The following is a 17,524-nucleotide window of genomic DNA, read 5'->3' on the forward strand; positions in this document are numbered from 1 at the left end:
CGGACGGGTCCGCACGGAGGGTTCGCCTCCCGCGGGCCCGTCCCGCCGGTTCTCACGCGGACTTCGCCGTGGCCCGCGCGCCGAAGTGCACATACCTGGAGCCGTCCGCCAGCGCGTAGAAGACCACCGGTATCCAGGCGTCCTTCTCGTTGCGCCGTCCGGCGAACACGGTCTTCGACGGCGTGTCCGACACCGGCACCAGGTCCCAGAAGAGCGGTTCGAACGAGTCCTTCAGCCCGTCGGCGCCCTCGTACTTCACCCGGAGGACGCCCTCGCCCGCGGGCCGGTCGGTGACGGTCATCAGGAACCCCTCACGCCGGTAGCCACCGACGAACGGCGCGGGATCCACGGCCGGTCGCGCGGCATCCACGGCCGGTGCCCCTGCCGGGGGACCGAACCCCGGCATCGTCACCCCGGCGAGTTCGGCGGTCAGTTCGCGGCAGAGCGTCTCGAAGACCTTCGGAGCGGCGCCCCCGCCGTTGGTCAGCAGCGCGACGGCGAATCCCGCCTCCGGTATGGCCCGCAGGTAGGCGAGCTGCCCGAACGTACTGCCGTCGTGGCCGAAGCCGCGCGCACCGTCCCACTCGAACAGCCCCCAGCCCAGGCCCCAGTGGGCGCCGAGGAACCACTGGTCGGGCATCTCGGCCTCACGCGCCAGCATCGCCTTCACGGCCCCGGCGGAGAGCACGCGGGTGCCGTCCCGCGCCGTACCGCCGTCGATGAAGAGCCGGGCGAACCGCACCACATCGGCGGCGGTGGCGGAGATCCCGCCGTACGGGCCCGCCGAGCGCGGCAGCATGTTCCACAGCGGCGTCGGGACCGGGTCCTCGCCGGGCTCGCCCATGTGTCCCATCGCGGCGCGGAATCGGAGCACCTCCTCGGGCAGGGTCATCGTGTGCGCCAGCCCGAGCGGCTCGCAGAGCATCTCCTTGAGGGCCTCGTCCCAGGTCAGGCCGGTCACGACCTCGACGATCCGTCCGAGGACGTTGTACGCGGTGCTGGAGTACGACATGGTGGCGCCGGGCGGGTTGGTGAGCCCCACGTTTCCGACGCCGCCGACATAGCGGGCGAGGCAGTCGTCGCCCCGGCCGGTGTCGCTCACGAAGTCGCCCTCGATACCGCTGGTGTGGTTGAGCAGTTGCCGCACCGTGATCGTTCCGCCGGCCGCCGGGTCGGCGACGGCGAAGTCCGGCAGTACGTCCACCACCGGCGCGTCCAGGTCCAGCTTCCCGGCGTCGGCGAGGAGCACCACGAGGGCGGCGGTGTAGCCCTTGCTGATCGAGCCGATCTGGAAGACCGAGTCCGTGGTCGCCGGGACACCGGTCCCGGTGTGCAGAATGCCGCCCGCCAGCTCATGGATCTCATCGCCGGCGAGTACCGCGAGGGCGGCGCCGGGGATGTGGTGGACGGCGAGCAGCTCATCGAGCCGGGCCTGCCATCGAGCGGGGTCGAACACCGGGGGCGTGGTGGCGGCGTGCTGGTTCGGGCGCGGGCTCTGTGACATGTCATCTCTCCTGGCGGCTTCGCGTGCTGAGGAGCGTCGGCGAGGTTGAGCGAACGCCGTACGGCACTTCGCACACTGTACGGAGACCGCACGCCGTACGCAATCGCGCACGACGTACAAACCTTGTGGGAGCGCTCCCGACGCTGGCAGCATGCGGTGCTGTGCCGCCTCCACTCGCCACGGTCCGCGCCTATCGCCCCGAGGACCTTCCCGCCCTCCACGACATCTGCGTACGCACCGCCCACGAGGGCCGGGACTCCCGGCACCTCTATCCGGATCCGGACCTGATGCCGAGCATCTTCGCCGCGCCCTACGCGGCGCTGGAGCCCGAGCTGACCTTCGTCCTCGACGACGGCCGGGGCCGGGCCGTCGGCTATGTCCTCGGCACCGCCGACACCGCCGGATTCGTCAGGGCGTTCCGCGAGGTGTGGCTGCCGCCGCTCGCCGACCGCTATCCGGAACCGTCCGGCCCGGCTCGTACTCCGAGCGAGGAGATGATCGCCCTGCTGCACCGGCCGGAGCGGATGATCGTGCCCCAACTGGCCGGCTATCCCGCGCATCTGCACATCGATCTGCTGCCCGCCGTGCAGCGCCAAGGGCATGGCCGGGCCCTGATGCACACCTTCCTGCGAGCCCTGCGCGACCGGGGAGCCGACGCGGTCCATCTCTCGATGGTCACCGCCAACACCCCCGCCCGCGCCTTCTACGACCGGCTCGGCTTCCACGAGATCGCGGTGCCGGATCCGGGTCCGCTCACCTATCTCGGACGCCCGACCGCACTCGACGAGGCTTGAGCGTCCGGCGGTTGAGTAGCCGTACTCATCCGCCGCTCCCCCGCCGTCTCCTATCGTCGCCGCAGGTCGCCACGGGTCGCCACGGCTGGTCGTGACGGCGCGGGCCGGGCGCGGGCCGGGGGGAGACGGATCATGGCGGAGACGTGGGGCGGACGGGTCCTGGGCGGCCTCACGGGCGTGCTGGTGTGCGCGCTCGCGCTGCTGGTCGCCGGCTGCGGAGTGGTGACGACGAAGAGTGACCGGAAGCGCGCGGCGGAGCTGGCCGAGGCACGCTACCCCGGAATCCTCGACGTCCTGTCCGCGCGCACGCTGTTCCCCGCGACCAGCGGGTCCGAGGTGACCTTCTCGGTGGCCGACGACCCCGACGCCGCGGTCCTGCTGCGGATCGACGCCGCGGCGGGCACCTGCGACCGCGGGCCGTGCGACCGCGCGCTCGACGAGGCGGTGGAGCGTGGCAGGTCCCGGGCCGGCGAACTGCGCCGGATGAGAGCCGCGTTCACCGACTGCGGATACGAACTGGTGGGCGCGACCCCGGCCCTCTCCGCCCCCTGGGTCGCCGCCGCGCCGACGAACGCCACCGTCACGCGCGTACTGGCCGAGATCGGCACGTGCGTACGGACATGGTCCCCGGCGCGCGACGAGAACGGCGCGCCGAGGCGTTCGGTGACCGTGAACATCGTCGCCCCCGGTCTCGCGCGCGAACGTCCCGCCGGAAAGGCGACGAGCCCCACGGTGCTCCGCATGACCGACCCCGGCCTGCTGGGAGCCCTGGCGAAGCGCCCGCACTACTCCGTCTCCTACACCGTGCGCGACGGTGTGGTCGATCCGGCGTCCGGCAGGGCGTACCTCTCCTTTCCGTGGGAGGACCGGAGAGCGTTCGAGAAGACGGTGGGGGACGCCGTACGCGACTGGCTGCGCACGACGCGACCGCGGGCCGGAGTCGCGATGGTGTCCGGGCTCTGGTGGCTCGCACCGGGCACGGTCGACCGGCTCGAGGGGTACGTCCTGTTCTGCGACGAGGCCGGGGAAGGCGCGCGCTGCGCGGGTGACCACGCGGTGGCCCTGACGGTGGACCCGGAGGGCAACCCGGTCGGGGACTTCCAGGTGATCCGCGACGTACGCGACGACCACGGGCGGGTGCGTCTGCCCCCGGAGTGACCCGGGCGGAGGTACACGACACGGCGCCTCGCCCCCTCACGCGATGCCGCGCCCCACATCACGCGTCACGTCACGTCAGGCCAGGTCAGGTGCGGGGAGCGGCGTCCCGGTCGCCCGCCGCGATGCCGTGCGGCGCCGCCGCGTCGATCGCCGCGAGATCGCCGTCGGTCAGTGCGATGTCGGCGGCCTCCGCGTTGTGCTCCAGATAGGCGCGCCGCTTGGTGCCGGGGATCGGCACGACCCGCTGCGCCAGCAGCCAGGCCAGTGTCAGCTGCGTCGGCGTGATGCCCTTGGCCTCCGCCAGCTCGGTGACCTTGTGGACGACCGCCAGGTTCGCCGCGATGTTCTCCTCGGTGAACCGGGGAAGACCGCGGCGGGCGTCGTCGGGCGCGAGATCGTCACGGCGCCTGATCTTCCCGGACAGGAAGCCGCGGCCCAGCGGCGAGAACGCGACGAACCCGATACCCAGCTCCCGTACGGTCTCCAGCACGCCGTTGTGCTCCACATCCCGGGAGAACAGGGAGTACTCCGACTGGAGCGCGGTCAGCGGATGCACCGCGTGGGCCCGGCGGATCAGATCGGGGCTCGCCTCCGAGACACCGATGTAGCGGACCTTGCCCGCCTGGACCATCTCGCTCATCGCCCCGATGCTCTCCTCGACGGGGACGTCCGGGTCGACGCGGTGCAGGTAGTACAGATCGATGACGTCCGTGCCGAGATGCCGCAGGGAGCGGTCCACCGCCCGGTGCGCGTACGCGGCGCTGCCGTTGTGACCGTGCGGGGTGCCGTCGTCGTCGAACTCGGTGGCGAACTTGGTCGCGATCGTGATCTCGTCGCGCCGCTCGCCCAGGGCGCGTCCGATCAGCTTCTCGTTCTCGAACGGGCCGTACGCCTCGGCCGTGTCGATGTGCGTGACCCCGATGTCGACGGCCCGGTTGAGTGTGGCGATGGCCTCCCGCTCGTCCCTGGGGCCATACCAGACGCTCATGCCCATCGCGCCCAGGCCCTCGGCGGAGACGGTGAGGCCCTGCGAACCGAGTTTCACGGTTTTCATGATGACGAGACGCCCTTTCGGTAGAAGTCGATCTTCCGTTCAATGGCGGCCAGATGATTCTGGGTCACTTTGAGCTGTTCGAGGACGCGCTCACGGTGCTGCTCCAGCACGGCCAGCCGCTCGGCCTCGTTGCCCTCGTACCGGCAGATCTCGGTGAAGGCGCGAATGTCGCGGATCGGCATACCGGTGCCGCGCAGCATGACGATCCCGGCGAGCCAGCGGAGATCCTGGGCGAAGTAGCGCCGCTGGCCCGAGGGCGCGCGGTCGGCGGGGAGCGCCGTCAGCCCCTCGCGTTCGTAGTACCGGAGGGTGTCGACGCTGAGGCCGCAGGCCGCCGCGGCTTCGCCGATCGTCAGTCCGCCGTGCGGAATCTCCACTTCCGGCTCCAGCCGGGGAACCACTGAACTCATGCCTCAAGCGTCCACCCTGGAGCGCGCTCCAGGGCAACCGGAACCGGCGGACCCGGGAGGGGCGGGGCCGGCGACCGGCCCCCGCTCGCCGGATCCGCGCGCCGCCGTGGCAGTGTGGTCGCCCGACCGCTGACGCGAGGAGACACCATGGGCGAGAGCGCCGAGGGAACGAGCACGGAATCATGTCTCGGGCTCACCGACTGGACATGGCTGAACCGGCCGGCCCAGTGGGCCGCGTACGACGACGCCCTGGACATCACCACGGAGCCGGACACGGATTTCTGGGTGACCACGCACTACGGCTTCGTACGGGACACGGGCCACGCCCTGCTGCGGCCGGTGCCCGCGGCCTTCCGGCTGCGCGTCACGTTCTCCGGTGACTACCGCGAACAGTACGACCAGGCCGGGCTGTTGCTGCGGCTCGACGAGAAGAACTGGATCAAGACGGGCATCGAGTACGTCGACGGACGGCAGCAGCTCAGCGCCGTCGTCACGCGCGAGGTGTCGGACTGGAACGTCGTACCGCTCGCCCACCTCACCGACACCCCGGCACCGGTGACCGTCGAACTGCGGCGCGAGGGCGACACCGTGACGATCCTCTACGGTCTCGACGGCGAGCCCGGGACGATGCTGCGGCTCGCCTACTTCCCGCCGGGGGCGGCGGCGCAGGCCGGACCGATGTGCGCGTCACCCGACGGCACGGGCTTCACCACGCGGTTCACGGCGCTGGGCCTCGAAACGGCCTGATCCGGCGGGCGGGCGGAGCGGCCGGGCCGCCGGTGGCGCGGCCCGGTTCCACCGCGGATGCGGCTGCGGGCCCTCTGGCGCGGGGCGTGGCCCGACGCTTTGCTTGTCGGGTCCCGTCGTCTCCGAGCCTCACCTCCCGCTGCCTTCGACCGCCGAGGAGTCCCGCCATGCCGACTGTCCCCGTACCCGGTCCGCGCCGACTGCCGTTCGTCGGGAATCTGCCCGCCTTCGCGCGCGATCCGCTCGGTTTCTTCACCCGGCTGCGCGGCCATGGTGACCTCGTCGAGTGGCGGCTCGGGCCGCAGCGGGCCCTGTTCCTCTCCCGTCCCGAGCACATCGGGGAGCTGCTCACGGGTATCGAGAGCGAGTACCGCCACCCCCAGCTCGGCTGGGCGTTCAAGCTCGTTCTCGGCGACGGCGTCGTCACCTCGGAGGGACCGTCCTGGCGACGCAAGCGTGCCCTCGTGCAGCCCGCCGTACGCCCCCGCCAGGTGCGGGGCCACGCGGAGACGATGACCGACTGCGCGGCCACGCTCGCGGAGTCCTGGCGGCCCGGTCAACGTCTCGATGTGCGTGACGCGATGCTGGGGCTCACCCAGCGGATCGCCGTACGGACGCTCTTCGGCGCCGACACCGTGGGTCGCGAGGCCACGATCGGACCGGCGATGGACATCGCGCAGCGGGCGATAGGCGACGAGTTCCGCGGCGTCACGCTGTTTCTGCCGCCCTGGGTGCCCACCCCGGGCCGCCGGAAGCTGAAGAGGGCCGTCGCCGTCATCGACCGTGAGGTGGCCCATGTCACCGGGTTACGCCGCCGCGGCGGCGTGGAGCGCGACGATCTGCTGAGCCGGCTGCTCGCGGCCAGGGACGAACAGGACCGTCCGCTCACCGACAAGGAGATCAGGGACGAGGCGGTCACCCTCTACATCGGCGGGCACGAGACCACCGGCACCACGCTCACCTGGGCCTGGTATCTGCTCTCCCGGAACCCGGAGGCGCGGGCCAGGCTCACACAGGAACTCACCGACGCCCTCGGCGGCCGGGCGCCGGGCCATGACGATCTCCGGCTGCTGCCCTGGACCGAGCAGATCATCAAGGAGACACTGCGGCTCTATCCTCCGGTCTGGCTGATGACCGGGATCGCCACGGAGCGTTCGACACTGGACGGCCGTCCGGTCGCGAAGGGCACCGTGCTCTGGTCCAGCCAGTGGAGCACCCACCGCGACGCGCGCTGGTTCCCCGACCCGGAGGCGTTCCGTCCCGAGCGGTGGGACGCCGACGCGGCCGCCTCCGTACCGGACCACGCGTGGTTCCCGTTCGGCGGGGGGTCGCGCGCCTGTCTCGGGGCCAGATTCGCGATGGTGGAGGCCGTCCTCGTACTGGCCACGCTCGCGCAGCGCTTCCATGTCGAGGTGGAGGGGGGCGAGATCCCGCCGCGTACGGGCCTCACCCTCCAGCCGTCACGTCCCGTACGCGGCACCCTCCGCGCCATCCGGAGCCGCCAGGACGCGGCCTGAGTGCTCTCAGAGACCGCGCTTCTTCGCGCTCTCCGCGGCCGCGCCCATGCCGAGGCCCGCCACGATCAGCACGAGGGACACATAGATCTCGTAGCCGTCGAAGTAGCTCATCCGCGCGACCAGGGACCAGAGTTCGAACCACCCGTCCGTCCATTCGTGCAGCAGTCCCCCCACGCCCTGGGACAAGAGGAGGAAACACAGGATTCCGCATACCGTCTTCACCCTTCGAGGCTAGAAAGGGCGAGCCCCGTACGGCTATTGGCCTTCAGGAGCGGCCTCGGTGACCAAAGTCGCGCGCGGCCCCGCTCGCGTGTCCCAAAGTCGTCGCGTGCGGTGGCTCCGCGAAGTCGTCACGTGCGGTGGCCCCGCGCCCGGCCGGGCGCGGGGCCACCGTTCTCACCCGGTCACGCCGCCGGCGCGGGCACCGCGGACGTTCCGGGGGCCGTCGCCGCGATCCTGATCTCCGCCCGCTGTGTGACGCCGTTGACCGTCACGGCGAGGACGACCGTGCCGGGCCGCAGCGCGGTGAGGGTGCCCGTCGCCGGGTCGAACACCGCCGCGTGCCGTGGGCGGGCACCGTTCCGGTCGCCGATGAGGAGGTTCGGGGAGCCCGTCCAGTCGGCGCTGAGCGGGAAGCCGACGGGCACTTCTCCGGCCCCCTGGGTGACGGTCGCCCTGGCGCGGGCGCTGTGCCCGGGGGCCAGCGCGGCCGGCGCGTCCAGCGTGAGCGCGTCGGTGTGGGCGCGGGTCTGTACGGAGACCCAGTCCGGGCCGCCCTTCCACGGGGCCAGCCGCGCGGCCGACTGCGCGCCCCGCGAGACCTGGTCGACCCCGATGAGCGACCAGCCGGTGAACCCGCCCTCGTTCGCCGGGGCCGCGGGTGCCTTGCCCGAGTTCCCGTTGATCAGATACGGCACTCCGTTCACCCGTGACGCGTCGAAGACACCGACGTGGCTCCCGATGAATCCCGCGCCCTTGCCCGTCGTCCGGCGGAAGTCCGCGAGCCACTGTTCGAGGAGCGCCGCCTCCTTGCGGTCGCTCAGCTCGCTGGCCTTCTGGACGGTCGGATCGCGCGGCGGTACGTGCTCGATCACCATCACCGAGCGGACCCGGTCGTCCTCGGCCGCCGCGTCCAGCTGCTCCCGTACCGCCTTGATCTGCGCCAAGCCTCCGCCGCGCAGCGTCAGACTCGATGTGTCGAGGGTGAGGAAGCGCGTCCCCCGGTGGTCGAAGATCCGCTGGGCGGGGCCGAACCGGTCCACGAAGGTGTTGATCGTGCCACCCATGACCTCGTGGTTGCCCGGTACGTAGTACCAGGGCAGGGCGTCGCCCAGTTCCTCGGCCAGGAGCGCTCCGGCGAAGTCGAGATCCGCCGGAGATCCCTCGTCGACCAGGTCCCCGTTGATGACGAGGAAGTCGGGCCTCGCCGCCTTGATCTCGCGCAGGGTACGGCGTGCCTGCGCCACGATCGCGCTGTCGGGGTCGCGGGCGACGAACTGGGCGTCGGACATCACCGCGAACCGCCAGTCCCTGCCACTGGTTTCGGCCGCCGAGTCGATCAGCGGATCGGCCGGGCGTGGCTGTGCGGGCAGCTCGACCGCCGGCGGCACCTGCGCCGTCAGTCCGTCGATCACGATCTCGCCGGTGTACTGCTTGGTGGCGGCGGTCTCCGCGAGATAGAAGCGGTGGACACCGAGCGGCGTCGCGGCCCCGGCCGGTACGGCGAAGGTCACCTGCCGCCAGCCGGTCCAGGTGATGTACGGGCCGCGCAGCAACTGGTCGGAGCCCGCCGCGTCCTTCAGGTGGAGGGTGGGCCAGGCACCCTTGCCGTCGCCCTTGATCCAGAGTGTGAAGGACTGGGGCCGGCCGGGCACCGGGATCCGCTGGGGCGGGTTCGCGTACGCGGCGCGGGTGGCGGTGGAAAGGGTGAAGTCGTACGTGAGGGTGAGACCGGTGCCGGTGTGGCCGTCCGGCGTGGCCGAGACCGACCCGTCGGCCCGTGCCTGGCCGAAGGTCCAGGACGCGGCGTCGTCGAGGGCGGAGACCGGCTGTTCGGCGAGTCCGACGCTGACGGCGAGGACCGTCGTGACGCCGCCCGCCTCGGCCGTGACGCGCCCGGCGCCGCTGCCCTTCAGGGACGTCACGGTGAAGGAGCCCCGGCCGTCGTCGGTCACGGAGAAGAGCGCGTGGTCGTAGTCGAGCCGTACGTCGCGGGGTTCGATGGGGGCGCTGGTCCCGTGGGCGTCGAGGCCGACGATGCCGAAGGTGCCGGTCGCCGTGGCGTCGGCGAGTCCGACGCGCCGGGTGGTCGGCTCGATCCGGTCGAGGCTGTCCAGCACCGTCAGCTCCGTGCCGCCTCCGGCCCGGCCGCGTTCGGCCCGTACCTCGGTGGTGCCGCCGGCGCGCGCGGTGAACACCCCGTCGGCGTCGACCCGGCCCACCGAGGGCCGTACGGCCCGCCAGCGCGGCTCGCCCGTCGCGGGCCCGTAGGTCTCGTCGTATCCGGCCGCGGTGAGCGGGCGGGTCAGTCCGGGGAAGACCCTCTCGGGGTGGCCGCCCTTGACGGGGTCGACGCCCGGGGCGCCGCCGGCGGGGGTGCGGGTCTCGACCCAGAAGCCCTTGAGCCGTCCGCTGCCGTCCGGCGCGGTGAGGGCGAGGCCGTTGGGGACGGTGCGCTCGCTGCCGTCGGAGGGGCTGTTCTCCACGCGCAGCGCGTCGCTGCCCGGGGCGCGGGCGACCAGCGTGGACGAGCCGCCGCCGTCGAGGTTGAGCGCGCTGTGGGAGCCGGCGCGCCGCATCATCTCGCCCAGCTCGGTGAGGGTGACACCGCCGCTGTCGGCCTGCCGGCCGTCGACGGTGATCACCTGCATGGTGCCGCCGTCCCGCGAGAAGCCGACGGCGGTGCGTGGCGCGGCGGTGTTGTTGCCCTCGCCGTCGTGGTTCTGCGCCACACCGTCCACGACGAGCAGTTCACGGCCGCCGACAGCCGTCCGCGGGACGGATCCGCTGTCGGTGCGCGGCCGGTATTCCACGCTGACCGGGTCCCCGGGGCGCAGGGCGCGGAGCGCCTCGGCGCCCGCTTCCCGGCCGACCAGGACGGTCGTACCCTCGGCGATCGCTCCGGTGCCGGGACGGTCCGTCACGGAGACGACTTCGCCGTCCCGTACGGCGGCCTCGGCCGCGGGTGTCGCCCGGTCCACGGTGAGCGCGCGGTCGGCCACGCCCCAGCCCGGGGTGTACGCGCCGATGCCGCCGGCCGGCACATTGGCCGCGTTGTAGGCGTCCAGCGCGCGCGACCCCGAGGGAAGTGTCACGGTGCCGTCGAAGTACAGCTTCAGGAGGCGCCCGGCGCTCCCGGGGCCGATACCGATGGCCTGGTTGGCTCCGGGCGCGGGTGAGTGCGTGACCTCGCCGTCCGCGATCCCGGGGCCCTGGGGCGCGCCCGTCTCGTTGATGTCGAAGAAGTCCGCGTTGATCGCGGCGACGGTACGGCGGCCGGGTCCCGCGTCGTGGCCGGCGGCCAGGTCCGAGACCGTACGGCGGTCGGAGACCTTGCCCGAGGAGAGGTAGTCGGCGCGGGCGCCGGTGCCGTCGAGGTCGACGGAGAGCGCGTCCACGCGCAGCCACTTGTCGGATGCGAGCCGGTCGTACGAGGTGAGCCGGACGCCGGGGGCGATCGGGCGCGAGGCCCGCGCGGTCTCGATGCCGTCGGCGTCCGCGACGGATCTCGGGGTTCCGGTGGCTCTCGGGTCCGCGGTGGCCGCGCTCGCGGGCGGTGGCGCGACCGGCCGCAGCACGTCCGCGGCGGTACGGGGTCGGGGGGCGGGGGTGGAGTCGGCGGAGGACGGGGATACCGCCCCCACCGTCAGAGCGGTCACGGCCGCGAACAGCACGGCGGTCCGCCCGGCGATGCCTGGGCCCACAACTTCTCCTGGAAGACGGTGGATACGCATGGCTTGTGCGATGTCGGCCGCCAGCATTGCCGTGCACACACCAATGAACCAGGGGTTCGCGGAGACGTCGTGGAGAACACGCGGTGACAGGGGGGAACGGAGCGGTACGTCCGGCCGGGACCAGACGCCGCCATGGCGCGGGAAGCTGTCCCGCCGTCAGAACTTTCGTGGCCTCAGAAGCCGCCCCGGCTCACGGACCGGCCGCCCCGGGCCCGGATGCCCGGCTCGGTCCGTCTCACCCGCCCGCCCGGCCGAGGCGCGCGCGGCCGTCCCGGCGTCAGCCGCCGTCACGCCGCAGGAGCAGCAGGGCCATGTCGTCCCCGCCGCTCCGCTCCCCCACCGCCGCGAACAGCAGGTCCGCCAGCGCCTCCAGGTCGGCCGGGCCGTTCCGTACGGTCTCCCTGAGCCCCTCCAGGCTCTCGCCGAGGTCGATGCCCGGCTGCTCCACCAGCCCGTCGGTGCAGAGCAGCAGCGTCTCCCCGGGCCCGAGCACCGCTGTGGTCACCGGGTAGCTGATCCCGCCGAGCTCCGCGAACTCCGCGGAGAGTCCGAGGGGGAGTCCGCCGGACGCCTCGATCCAGTGACAGCTGCCGTCGGCGCGCCGGACCAGCGGGTTGAGATGGCCCGCCCGTACGATCCGCAGCCCTCCGGTCGACAGGTTGACCTCCGCGTAGGTGCAGGTCGCGAAGCGTTCGGTGCCCAGTTCGCGGAGCAGGGCGGAGGCGCGGGCCATCGCGGTGTCGGGCGGATGCCCCTCGGCCGCGTACGCCCAGAGCGTCATGCGCAGCTGGCCCATGACCACGGCGGCGTCCGTGTCATGGCCCTGGACGTCCCCGATCGTCAGCCCCACCCGGTCGCCGGGCAGCGGAAGCACGTCGTACCAGTCACCGCCGACGCTCCGGCCGATCCGCGCGGAGCGGTAGCGGAAGGCGGTCCGCGCGCCGGGGACGCCGGGGACGTGCCGGGGCAGCATCGCGCGCTGGAGATCCTCGGAGAGGTCGTGCTCCTGCTCGTAGAGGATGGCCCGCTGGAGACTCTGCGCGATACCGCTGGAGAGCGCGACCAGCAGATTGCGCTCCTCGGCGCTGAAGCCGCCGTGCCGGGGGTAGAGCAGCCCCATGGCGCCGATCATCCGGCCCTGGGCGATCAGCGGCAGATAGGCGCCGGAGCCCACCGACAGCGGCTCGACATGCGGCCAGAGAAGCGGATAGGAGGCCCGGAAGTCCTCGCGCGAGGTGATGAAGCGGGGCCGCTGGGTGCGTACCACCTCGCTCATCGGGAACGGCGCGTCGATCCGGGTGTACTGGAGCTCCGGTACGTACGACCCCGACCGGCCCTCGGCGATCGTCCGGATCCGTCCGCCCTCCACCACGCCCAGCATGACGCTCACGGCCTTGAGATGGCCGAGCGCCTCCTCGTCCCGCAGGACGTCGAGGACGTCCTCGACGGTCTCGGCGCGCGCCAGCAGGACGGTGGTGCGCTCCACCACCCCGGTCAGTCTGCGCCGCGCCTCGTCCAGATCGCTTCGGGCGGCCACCTCGGCCAGTTCGTGTTCCGCGCTCCGTACGAGGCCGATGATCCGCCGGGGCCGTCCCGCACCGTCGTAGGCGATATGCCCCTGGGCACGGGTCCACTGCCGTGATCCGTCGCGGCGGACGATCCGGAAGTACGCCGCCACCTCCGCCGTGCCCTCCTTGAGTGCCCGTGCCAGCAGGCTCTTCAGCCGCGCGGCCTCGAACAGCGGCATCCGCCGGACGAGGCTGCGCGGACTGCCGTCGTACTCCTCCGGGCGAAGGCCCAGGACCTGGAGGGCGGGCGCGTTCAGATGCAGCAGCCCGCCGGCGAGATCCCAGTCGAAGCTTCCCACCTGGTTGAGCGCGAGGCTCAGGTCCGGATGGGCTGGCCAGTCGTCCGGCAGCGACACGGCAGCCGGAGGGGCGCCCGGATCAGCCATGGAGCCACCATCTCACCGATCGGCCCTTCCCACTCCCCGAGCCACTGCCGGTCCGCGCCCCGTGCGGCGGGAGCCCGTGGAGCGCCCGGAAAGCGTTTCCCCACGGAGACGTGCCGGAGGAAACTGGTTGCCTGCAACCGAGCGTGCGCCACCACTGCCGAAAGAGGACTCCGCTCCCCATGCAGAAACCCGACTCCGCCCCGCGTCCCAGTCCACTGGACCACCACTACTCCGGGGAGCATCCGCTCCGCACCCTCGCCTATCTCTTCCGGCCCGACCGCCACCGGCTGTCCCTCGCGGTCGTGGTGTTCGCCGTCAAGCACATTCCGGTCTGGCTGCTCCCCCTGATCACGGCCAACATCATCGACGTGGTGGTCGATCACGGTCCGGTCGCCGAACTCTGGTACAACACCGGGGTTCTGGTGTTCGTCCTCGTGCTGAATTTTCCGCTGGCGCTGCTGTACGCGCGTCTGATGAGTTCCAGCATCCGCCGGATGGGCCGCGAGCTGCGCTCGGCGCTCTGCCGCCGGATGCAGTACCTGTCCATCGGCTACCACGCCCGGGTCAGCGCGGGCGTCCTCCAGACCAAGGTCGTACGGGACGTCGAGGGCGTGGAGCAGATGACCCAGCAGAGCGCCGACATGGGTCTCGGCGCCATCATGACGCTGGCCGGCGGACTGGCGGTGATCGGCTACCGCGCCCCCGTCGTGCTGCCGGTGTTCCTGGTCGTCGTACCGCTCGCGGCGCTGCTGGTCCGCCGGCTGCGCTCCCGGATCCGCAGCAACAACGAGGAATTCCGGCTGGAGATCGAGCAGCTCTCCTCACGTGTCGGCGAGATGACCACACTGATCCCGATCACCCGTGCCCACGGTCTGGAGCGGACCGCGCTGCACCGCGTCGACCACACCCTGGAGCGGGTGCTCTCCGCCGGGTTCCGGCTCGATCTGCTCAACGGCCGCTTCGGGTCGCTCTCCTGGATCCTGCTCAACACGATGGCGGTCGGCTGTCTCTCGGGCTCGGCGATCGTCGCGTACTACGGCTGGCTGGGGCTCTCGGCCGGCGATGTCGTGATGATCAGCGCCTTCTTCACGGCGCTGACCGCCTCGCTGACGACGCTGATGAATCTGACCCCGATCATCTCCAAGGGTCTGGAGTCGGTGCGTTCGATCGGTGAGGTCCTTCAGGCACCCGATCTGGAGAGCAACGAGGGCAAGGCGTCCGTCGAGCACATCGGCGGACGTATCGACTTCCAGGGGATGGGTTTCCGCTACCCGGAGGCGACGGAGCACTCGGTGCGCGGGTTCGACCTGTCCGTGCGGCCCGGCGAGACCATAGCCCTGGTCGGGGCGTCCGGGGCGGGCAAGTCCACGATCCTGAACCTGCTGATCGGCTTCATCCGCCCCACCGAGGGCCGGATACTGCTCGACGGCGCCGATATGGCCTCCCTGGATCTGCGCACGTACCGCCGTTTCCTGTCCGTCGTGCCGCAGGAGTCGATCCTCTTCGAGGGAACCATCCGGGAGAACGTCACCTACGGGCTGGAGGGCGGCGCCGACGAGGACGCGCTGCGCCGGGCGCTGCTCGCCGCGAACGCGATGGAGTTCGTCGAACGGCTGCCGGAGGGCCTCGACACGGTGGTGGGGCAGCGCGGCGCCCGGCTGTCGGGCGGGCAGAAGCAACGGCTGGCGATCGCCAGGGCGCTGATCAGGGATCCCCGCATCCTGGTGCTCGACGAGGCGACCTCCGCCCTCGACAACACGTCGGAGGGACTGATCCAGGACGCGCTGTCCCATCTCGTCCGGGGCAGGACGGTGTTCGTCGTGGCGCACCGGCTGTCCACCATCCGGAACGCGGACCGCATCATCGTGATGGAGCGGGGCCGCATCGTCGAGGCGGGCAGCCATCACGAGCTGCTGGCACGGGGCGGGGCGTACGCGACCACGCTCCAGCCGAGGCGTTCGGGCTGAGGGCGCCGCTCAGCGTTCGTGGCGCGCCCGTACGGGCCGCTCGTCGGCGACGGGGTCGATCCGGTCCGCTCTGACATGTTCGTACGCCATCGTCGTCTGCACATCGGCGACTTCGCGGCGTTCCGTGAGACGGTCGATGACGAAGGCGTAGACGCCGTTGACGTCGGGAACGGCGATATGCAGCAGGAAGTCATGGGCGCCGGAGGTGACGAACAGGCCGATCACCTCCGGCAGCCGTGCCGCCCATTCACGGAACCCCTCGATCACCGGGCGGGCCGGCGGCCGGATACGGACCGAGATCAGGGCCTGTACGGGCCGGCCCACCGCGTCGAGATCGACGGCCGCGTGATAGCCGGTGATGACGCCGCTCCGGCGCAGCAGCCTCACCCGCTCCAGCGAGGTGGAGGGTGAGACCCCGGTCTTGGCCGCCAGCTCCCGGTTGGTCTGCCGTGCATCGTTCTGCAGCTCCCGCAGCAGAGCTAGATCGATCGCATCAAATTTCATGGAACACCTCGGTTGCCGTACGACATGCGGCGGCTCGGGACAGCGCGGGAACTTCTGCCTAGCGTAGCGGGGTATCCGCAGATGAAGGAGTTCCATGTCCCTCCCCCGCCCGTCTCTTCCGCAGTCGTCCGTCCTCCGGCTGGCCGACGAGGACATCACCACCGACCGCTCCACCCGGCAGGCAAGGCTGAAGTGGGTGATCGTCGTGGACGAGAGCCTCCCGGCGGGCCGGATCACGAACGCCGCCGCGTGTATGGCCGCCGCCGTGGGAAAGGCGCTGCCCGGTCTTCTCGGGCCCGACGGCGCGGACGCCTCCGGGGTCACCCATCCCGGGCTGCCCTGGGCCGGCTGTACGGTCCTCGCCGCCGACGGCGGGACCCTGCGCGCGCTGCGCGCGAAGGCGGCCACGAAGGACGAGGTGCTGATCGTGGACATGCCCGAACCGGCCCAGACCTCACGGGTGTACGACGAGTATCTCGGCGTGCTCGCGGGGACGGGCCAGGACGATCTGGGGTACTGCGCCGTCAGCCTGGTGGGCCCGCGCAACAGGATCGACCGGCTCGTCGGCGGGCTGAGTCTGCTCCGCTGACCAGGTGATGATGACGGTGATCGCGATCGGATCGCCCGATATCCGTTACCGAGTGTGAGCCGGGGCGTTGAACGGGCGTGAGGCCGCACATCGTGCGGCTGTGCTCCAAACGGTTCAAGGAGATTCTTGATGTCGCGTATCGCGAAGGCAACAGCTGTTCTCGTCGGCACGGGCGCCGTGCTGGCCGGTGGCGCCGGTATGGCCGCTGCCGACGCCGACGCCGGGGCCGCCGCCATCGGCTCGCCCGGTGTCGTGTCGGGCAATGTCATCCAGGTGCCCCTGCACGTCCCGATCAACCTCTGTGGCAACACCATCGACGTGATCGGTGTGCTCAACCCGGCGTTCGGCAACCAGTGCGCCAACCTGTCGGGCGAGCACCACAAGCACGGCGGCTACGGCGGCTGATCACCGATGAGGACGCGCGGCCCGGGGGTCGCGCGCATCCGGTGAAGGACGGCCCCCCGCGTGGTCCACGCGGGGGGCCGTCCGTGTCCGCCGGGGAGTCACTCCTCGTAGCGGTACAGGTCCCGGTGGTCGAGGAGTTGGGACGGCCTCACGTTCCAGGGCGGCATCGGTTCCACCAGACTGATCGCCCGGCCGCGCTGCGGGTCTCCGGCGCCCAGCCTCGTCTTCGGCAGATAGGTCGCCTTCGGGTGTTTGCGCTGCCAGCGGTCCCAGAGCAGATCGACGAAGGCGTGGTGCAGCCAGAAGACGGGGTCGTCGGGGGAGGAGCCGCCGAGCATATGGCCGCCGATCCAGCGGTGGACGCGGTTGTGGTTGCACCAGGGCGCGTCGCCTCCTGAGATCCAGCCCTCCAGTCGGTTCCGGAAGCCGGCGGCCGATGTCGAGTCCCACGGGGCCACGTCGTACACCTTCTCGTTCATCGCCCAGTCCAGTTCGCTCCTGGTGGGCAGCGCGACCGGCTCGGAGGGGCGGCCGAGATCGCGGGTGAGGAACTTCCCCTCCGTCACCCCGCCCCTGATCGTCCAGTTGCCCTCCTTGTAGGCGAACGGACCGGTGACGACCTGCTGGTCGCGGGGCCGGCCGGTCCCGCCGAGGAAGTCCTCGGACCAGAGCGTGGCGGCGGGTGAGTTGTCGGTGGTCCAGTCCCAGTACGGAACGGTCACCTTCGGGTCCACCCGCTGGAGTGCGCGCTCGAACTCCAGCAGGAAGCGCCGGTGCCAGGGGAAGAACGACGGGGCCATGTGCCCGGCGCGCAGTCCGCCCTCCGCGTCGGAGACGTAGTACTGGACGTGCAGCCGGACGAACTCGTCGTACTCACCACGGCGTTTGAGCTCCAGGACGGCGCTGACGAAGCTCTTCTTCTCGGCGCTGGTGAGATTCCGCTGGTTCCTTCTGATGTACACCGGTGA

General features: G+C 71.5%; 15 protein-coding genes. 7 read left to right on the plus strand and 8 right to left on the minus strand.

Annotation, left to right across the window (positions count from 1 at the left end):
• Window positions 1-52: 52 nt before the first annotated feature.
• Window positions 53-1,504, minus strand: coding sequence for a serine hydrolase domain-containing protein (locus ACIOGX_RS27880; protein WP_401917266.1), 1,452 nt, complete (start codon window positions 1,502-1,504; stop codon window positions 53-55).
• A gap of 161 nt (window positions 1,505-1,665) precedes the next feature.
• On the opposite strand from ACIOGX_RS27880, the gene ACIOGX_RS27885 reads away from it, so the two are divergent.
• Complete coding sequence (locus ACIOGX_RS27885) at window positions 1,666-2,298, plus strand: GNAT family N-acetyltransferase (RefSeq protein WP_401917269.1); 633 nt, start codon at window positions 1,666-1,668, stop codon at window positions 2,296-2,298.
• A 132-nt stretch (window positions 2,299-2,430) separates the two neighbouring features.
• On the plus strand, window positions 2,431-3,456 hold the full coding sequence (locus ACIOGX_RS27890; RefSeq protein ID WP_401917272.1) for an SCO7460 family lipoprotein: 1,026 nt from the start codon (window positions 2,431-2,433) through the stop codon (window positions 3,454-3,456).
• A gap of 85 nt (window positions 3,457-3,541) precedes the next feature.
• Here the strand turns inward: ACIOGX_RS27890 and ACIOGX_RS27895 are convergent, their stop codons facing one another.
• Together ACIOGX_RS27895 and ACIOGX_RS27900 are read right to left on the minus strand one after the other, a co-directional pair.
• Window positions 3,542-4,510, minus strand: coding sequence for an aldo/keto reductase (locus ACIOGX_RS27895; protein WP_384768491.1), 969 nt, complete (start codon window positions 4,508-4,510; stop codon window positions 3,542-3,544).
• Entirely contained in the window at window positions 4,507-4,920 is a 414-nt protein-coding gene (locus ACIOGX_RS27900; protein ID WP_356518493.1) for a MerR family transcriptional regulator, read from the minus strand. The genes ACIOGX_RS27895 and ACIOGX_RS27900 overlap by 4 nt, the downstream gene beginning before the upstream one ends.
• Before the next feature lie 147 nt (window positions 4,921-5,067).
• On the opposite strand from ACIOGX_RS27900, the gene ACIOGX_RS27905 reads away from it, so the two are divergent.
• Together ACIOGX_RS27905 and ACIOGX_RS27910 are read left to right on the plus strand one after the other, a co-directional pair.
• Window positions 5,068-5,667 carry a DUF1349 domain-containing protein gene (locus ACIOGX_RS27905; protein ID WP_356518492.1) on the plus strand — a complete coding sequence of 200 codons (600 nt, stop codon included), beginning with the start codon at window positions 5,068-5,070 and terminating at the stop codon, window positions 5,665-5,667.
• Window positions 5,668-5,834: 167 nt separating this feature from the next.
• Window positions 5,835-7,184, plus strand: coding sequence for a cytochrome P450 (locus ACIOGX_RS27910; RefSeq protein WP_401917276.1), 1,350 nt, complete (start codon window positions 5,835-5,837; stop codon window positions 7,182-7,184).
• A 6-nt stretch (window positions 7,185-7,190) separates the two neighbouring features.
• On the opposite strand, the gene ACIOGX_RS27915 is transcribed toward ACIOGX_RS27910, so the two are convergent.
• From ACIOGX_RS27915 to ACIOGX_RS27925, 3 genes are all read right to left on the minus strand, one after another.
• A complete protein-coding gene (locus ACIOGX_RS27915; protein WP_129766319.1) occupies window positions 7,191-7,406 on the minus strand; it encodes a hypothetical protein in 216 nt (71 codons plus the stop codon).
• Window positions 7,407-7,588: 182 nt separating this feature from the next.
• Window positions 7,589-11,107 carry a phosphodiester glycosidase family protein gene (locus ACIOGX_RS27920; RefSeq protein WP_401917279.1) on the minus strand — a complete coding sequence of 1,173 codons (3,519 nt, stop codon included), beginning with the start codon at window positions 11,105-11,107 and terminating at the stop codon, window positions 7,589-7,591.
• A gap of 307 nt (window positions 11,108-11,414) precedes the next feature.
• Complete coding sequence (locus tag ACIOGX_RS27925; RefSeq protein ID WP_356516300.1) at window positions 11,415-13,091, minus strand: SpoIIE family protein phosphatase; 1,677 nt, start codon at window positions 13,089-13,091, stop codon at window positions 11,415-11,417.
• 179 nt (window positions 13,092-13,270) lie between these two features.
• On the opposite strand from ACIOGX_RS27925, the gene ACIOGX_RS27930 reads away from it, so the two are divergent.
• Entirely contained in the window at window positions 13,271-15,058 is a 1,788-nt protein-coding gene (locus ACIOGX_RS27930) for an ABC transporter ATP-binding protein (RefSeq protein WP_401917281.1), read from the plus strand.
• Window positions 15,059-15,067: 9 nt separating this feature from the next.
• Here ACIOGX_RS27930 and ACIOGX_RS27935 read toward each other — a convergent pair whose 3' ends face one another.
• Entirely contained in the window at window positions 15,068-15,562 is a 495-nt protein-coding gene (locus tag ACIOGX_RS27935) for an Lrp/AsnC family transcriptional regulator (protein WP_356516296.1), read from the minus strand.
• A 94-nt stretch (window positions 15,563-15,656) separates the two neighbouring features.
• Between ACIOGX_RS27935 and ACIOGX_RS27940 the strand changes: the two genes are divergently transcribed.
• Together ACIOGX_RS27940 and ACIOGX_RS27945 are read left to right on the plus strand one after the other, a co-directional pair.
• Window positions 15,657-16,151, plus strand: coding sequence for a DUF2000 domain-containing protein (locus ACIOGX_RS27940; protein ID WP_401917284.1), 495 nt, complete (start codon window positions 15,657-15,659; stop codon window positions 16,149-16,151).
• Window positions 16,152-16,280: 129 nt separating this feature from the next.
• Entirely contained in the window at window positions 16,281-16,556 is a 276-nt protein-coding gene (locus tag ACIOGX_RS27945; protein WP_356516292.1) for a chaplin, read from the plus strand.
• A 98-nt stretch (window positions 16,557-16,654) separates the two neighbouring features.
• Here ACIOGX_RS27945 and ACIOGX_RS27950 read toward each other — a convergent pair whose 3' ends face one another.
• Window positions 16,655-17,518 carry a tyrosinase family protein gene (locus ACIOGX_RS27950; protein ID WP_356516290.1) on the minus strand — a complete coding sequence of 288 codons (864 nt, stop codon included), beginning with the start codon at window positions 17,516-17,518 and terminating at the stop codon, window positions 16,655-16,657.
• Between the last annotated feature and the right edge of the window lie 6 nt (window positions 17,519-17,524).

It is taken from the genome of Streptomyces sp. NPDC088147 (assembly GCF_044741565.1).
Lineage (GTDB): Bacteria > Actinomycetota > Actinomycetes > Streptomycetales > Streptomycetaceae > Streptomyces.

What these genes read in the sequence shown, in the direction of transcription:
- ACIOGX_RS27895 (WP_384768491.1), bottom strand. Translation starts at nt 4,510, where the DNA reads ATGAAAACCGTGAAACTCGGTTCGCAGGGCCTCACCGTCTCCGCCGAG.
- ACIOGX_RS27935 (WP_356516296.1), bottom strand. Translation starts at nt 15,562, where the DNA reads ATGAAATTTGATGCGATCGATCTAGCTCTGCTGCGGGAGCTGCAGAAC.
- ACIOGX_RS27890 (WP_401917272.1), top strand. Translation starts at nt 2,431, where the DNA reads ATGGCGGAGACGTGGGGCGGACGGGTCCTGGGCGGCCTCACGGGCGTG.
- ACIOGX_RS27905 (WP_356518492.1), top strand. Translation starts at nt 5,068, where the DNA reads ATGGGCGAGAGCGCCGAGGGAACGAGCACGGAATCATGTCTCGGGCTC.
- ACIOGX_RS27900 (WP_356518493.1), bottom strand. Translation starts at nt 4,920, where the DNA reads ATGAGTTCAGTGGTTCCCCGGCTGGAGCCGGAAGTGGAGATTCCGCAC.
- ACIOGX_RS27930 (WP_401917281.1), top strand. Translation starts at nt 13,271, where the DNA reads ATGCAGAAACCCGACTCCGCCCCGCGTCCCAGTCCACTGGACCACCAC.
- ACIOGX_RS27945 (WP_356516292.1), top strand. Translation starts at nt 16,281, where the DNA reads ATGTCGCGTATCGCGAAGGCAACAGCTGTTCTCGTCGGCACGGGCGCC.
- ACIOGX_RS27910 (WP_401917276.1), top strand. Translation starts at nt 5,835, where the DNA reads ATGCCGACTGTCCCCGTACCCGGTCCGCGCCGACTGCCGTTCGTCGGG.
- ACIOGX_RS27940 (WP_401917284.1), top strand. Translation starts at nt 15,657, where the DNA reads ATGTCCCTCCCCCGCCCGTCTCTTCCGCAGTCGTCCGTCCTCCGGCTG.
- ACIOGX_RS27925 (WP_356516300.1), bottom strand. Translation starts at nt 13,091, where the DNA reads ATGGCTGATCCGGGCGCCCCTCCGGCTGCCGTGTCGCTGCCGGACGAC.
- ACIOGX_RS27880 (WP_401917266.1), bottom strand. Translation starts at nt 1,504, where the DNA reads ATGTCACAGAGCCCGCGCCCGAACCAGCACGCCGCCACCACGCCCCCG.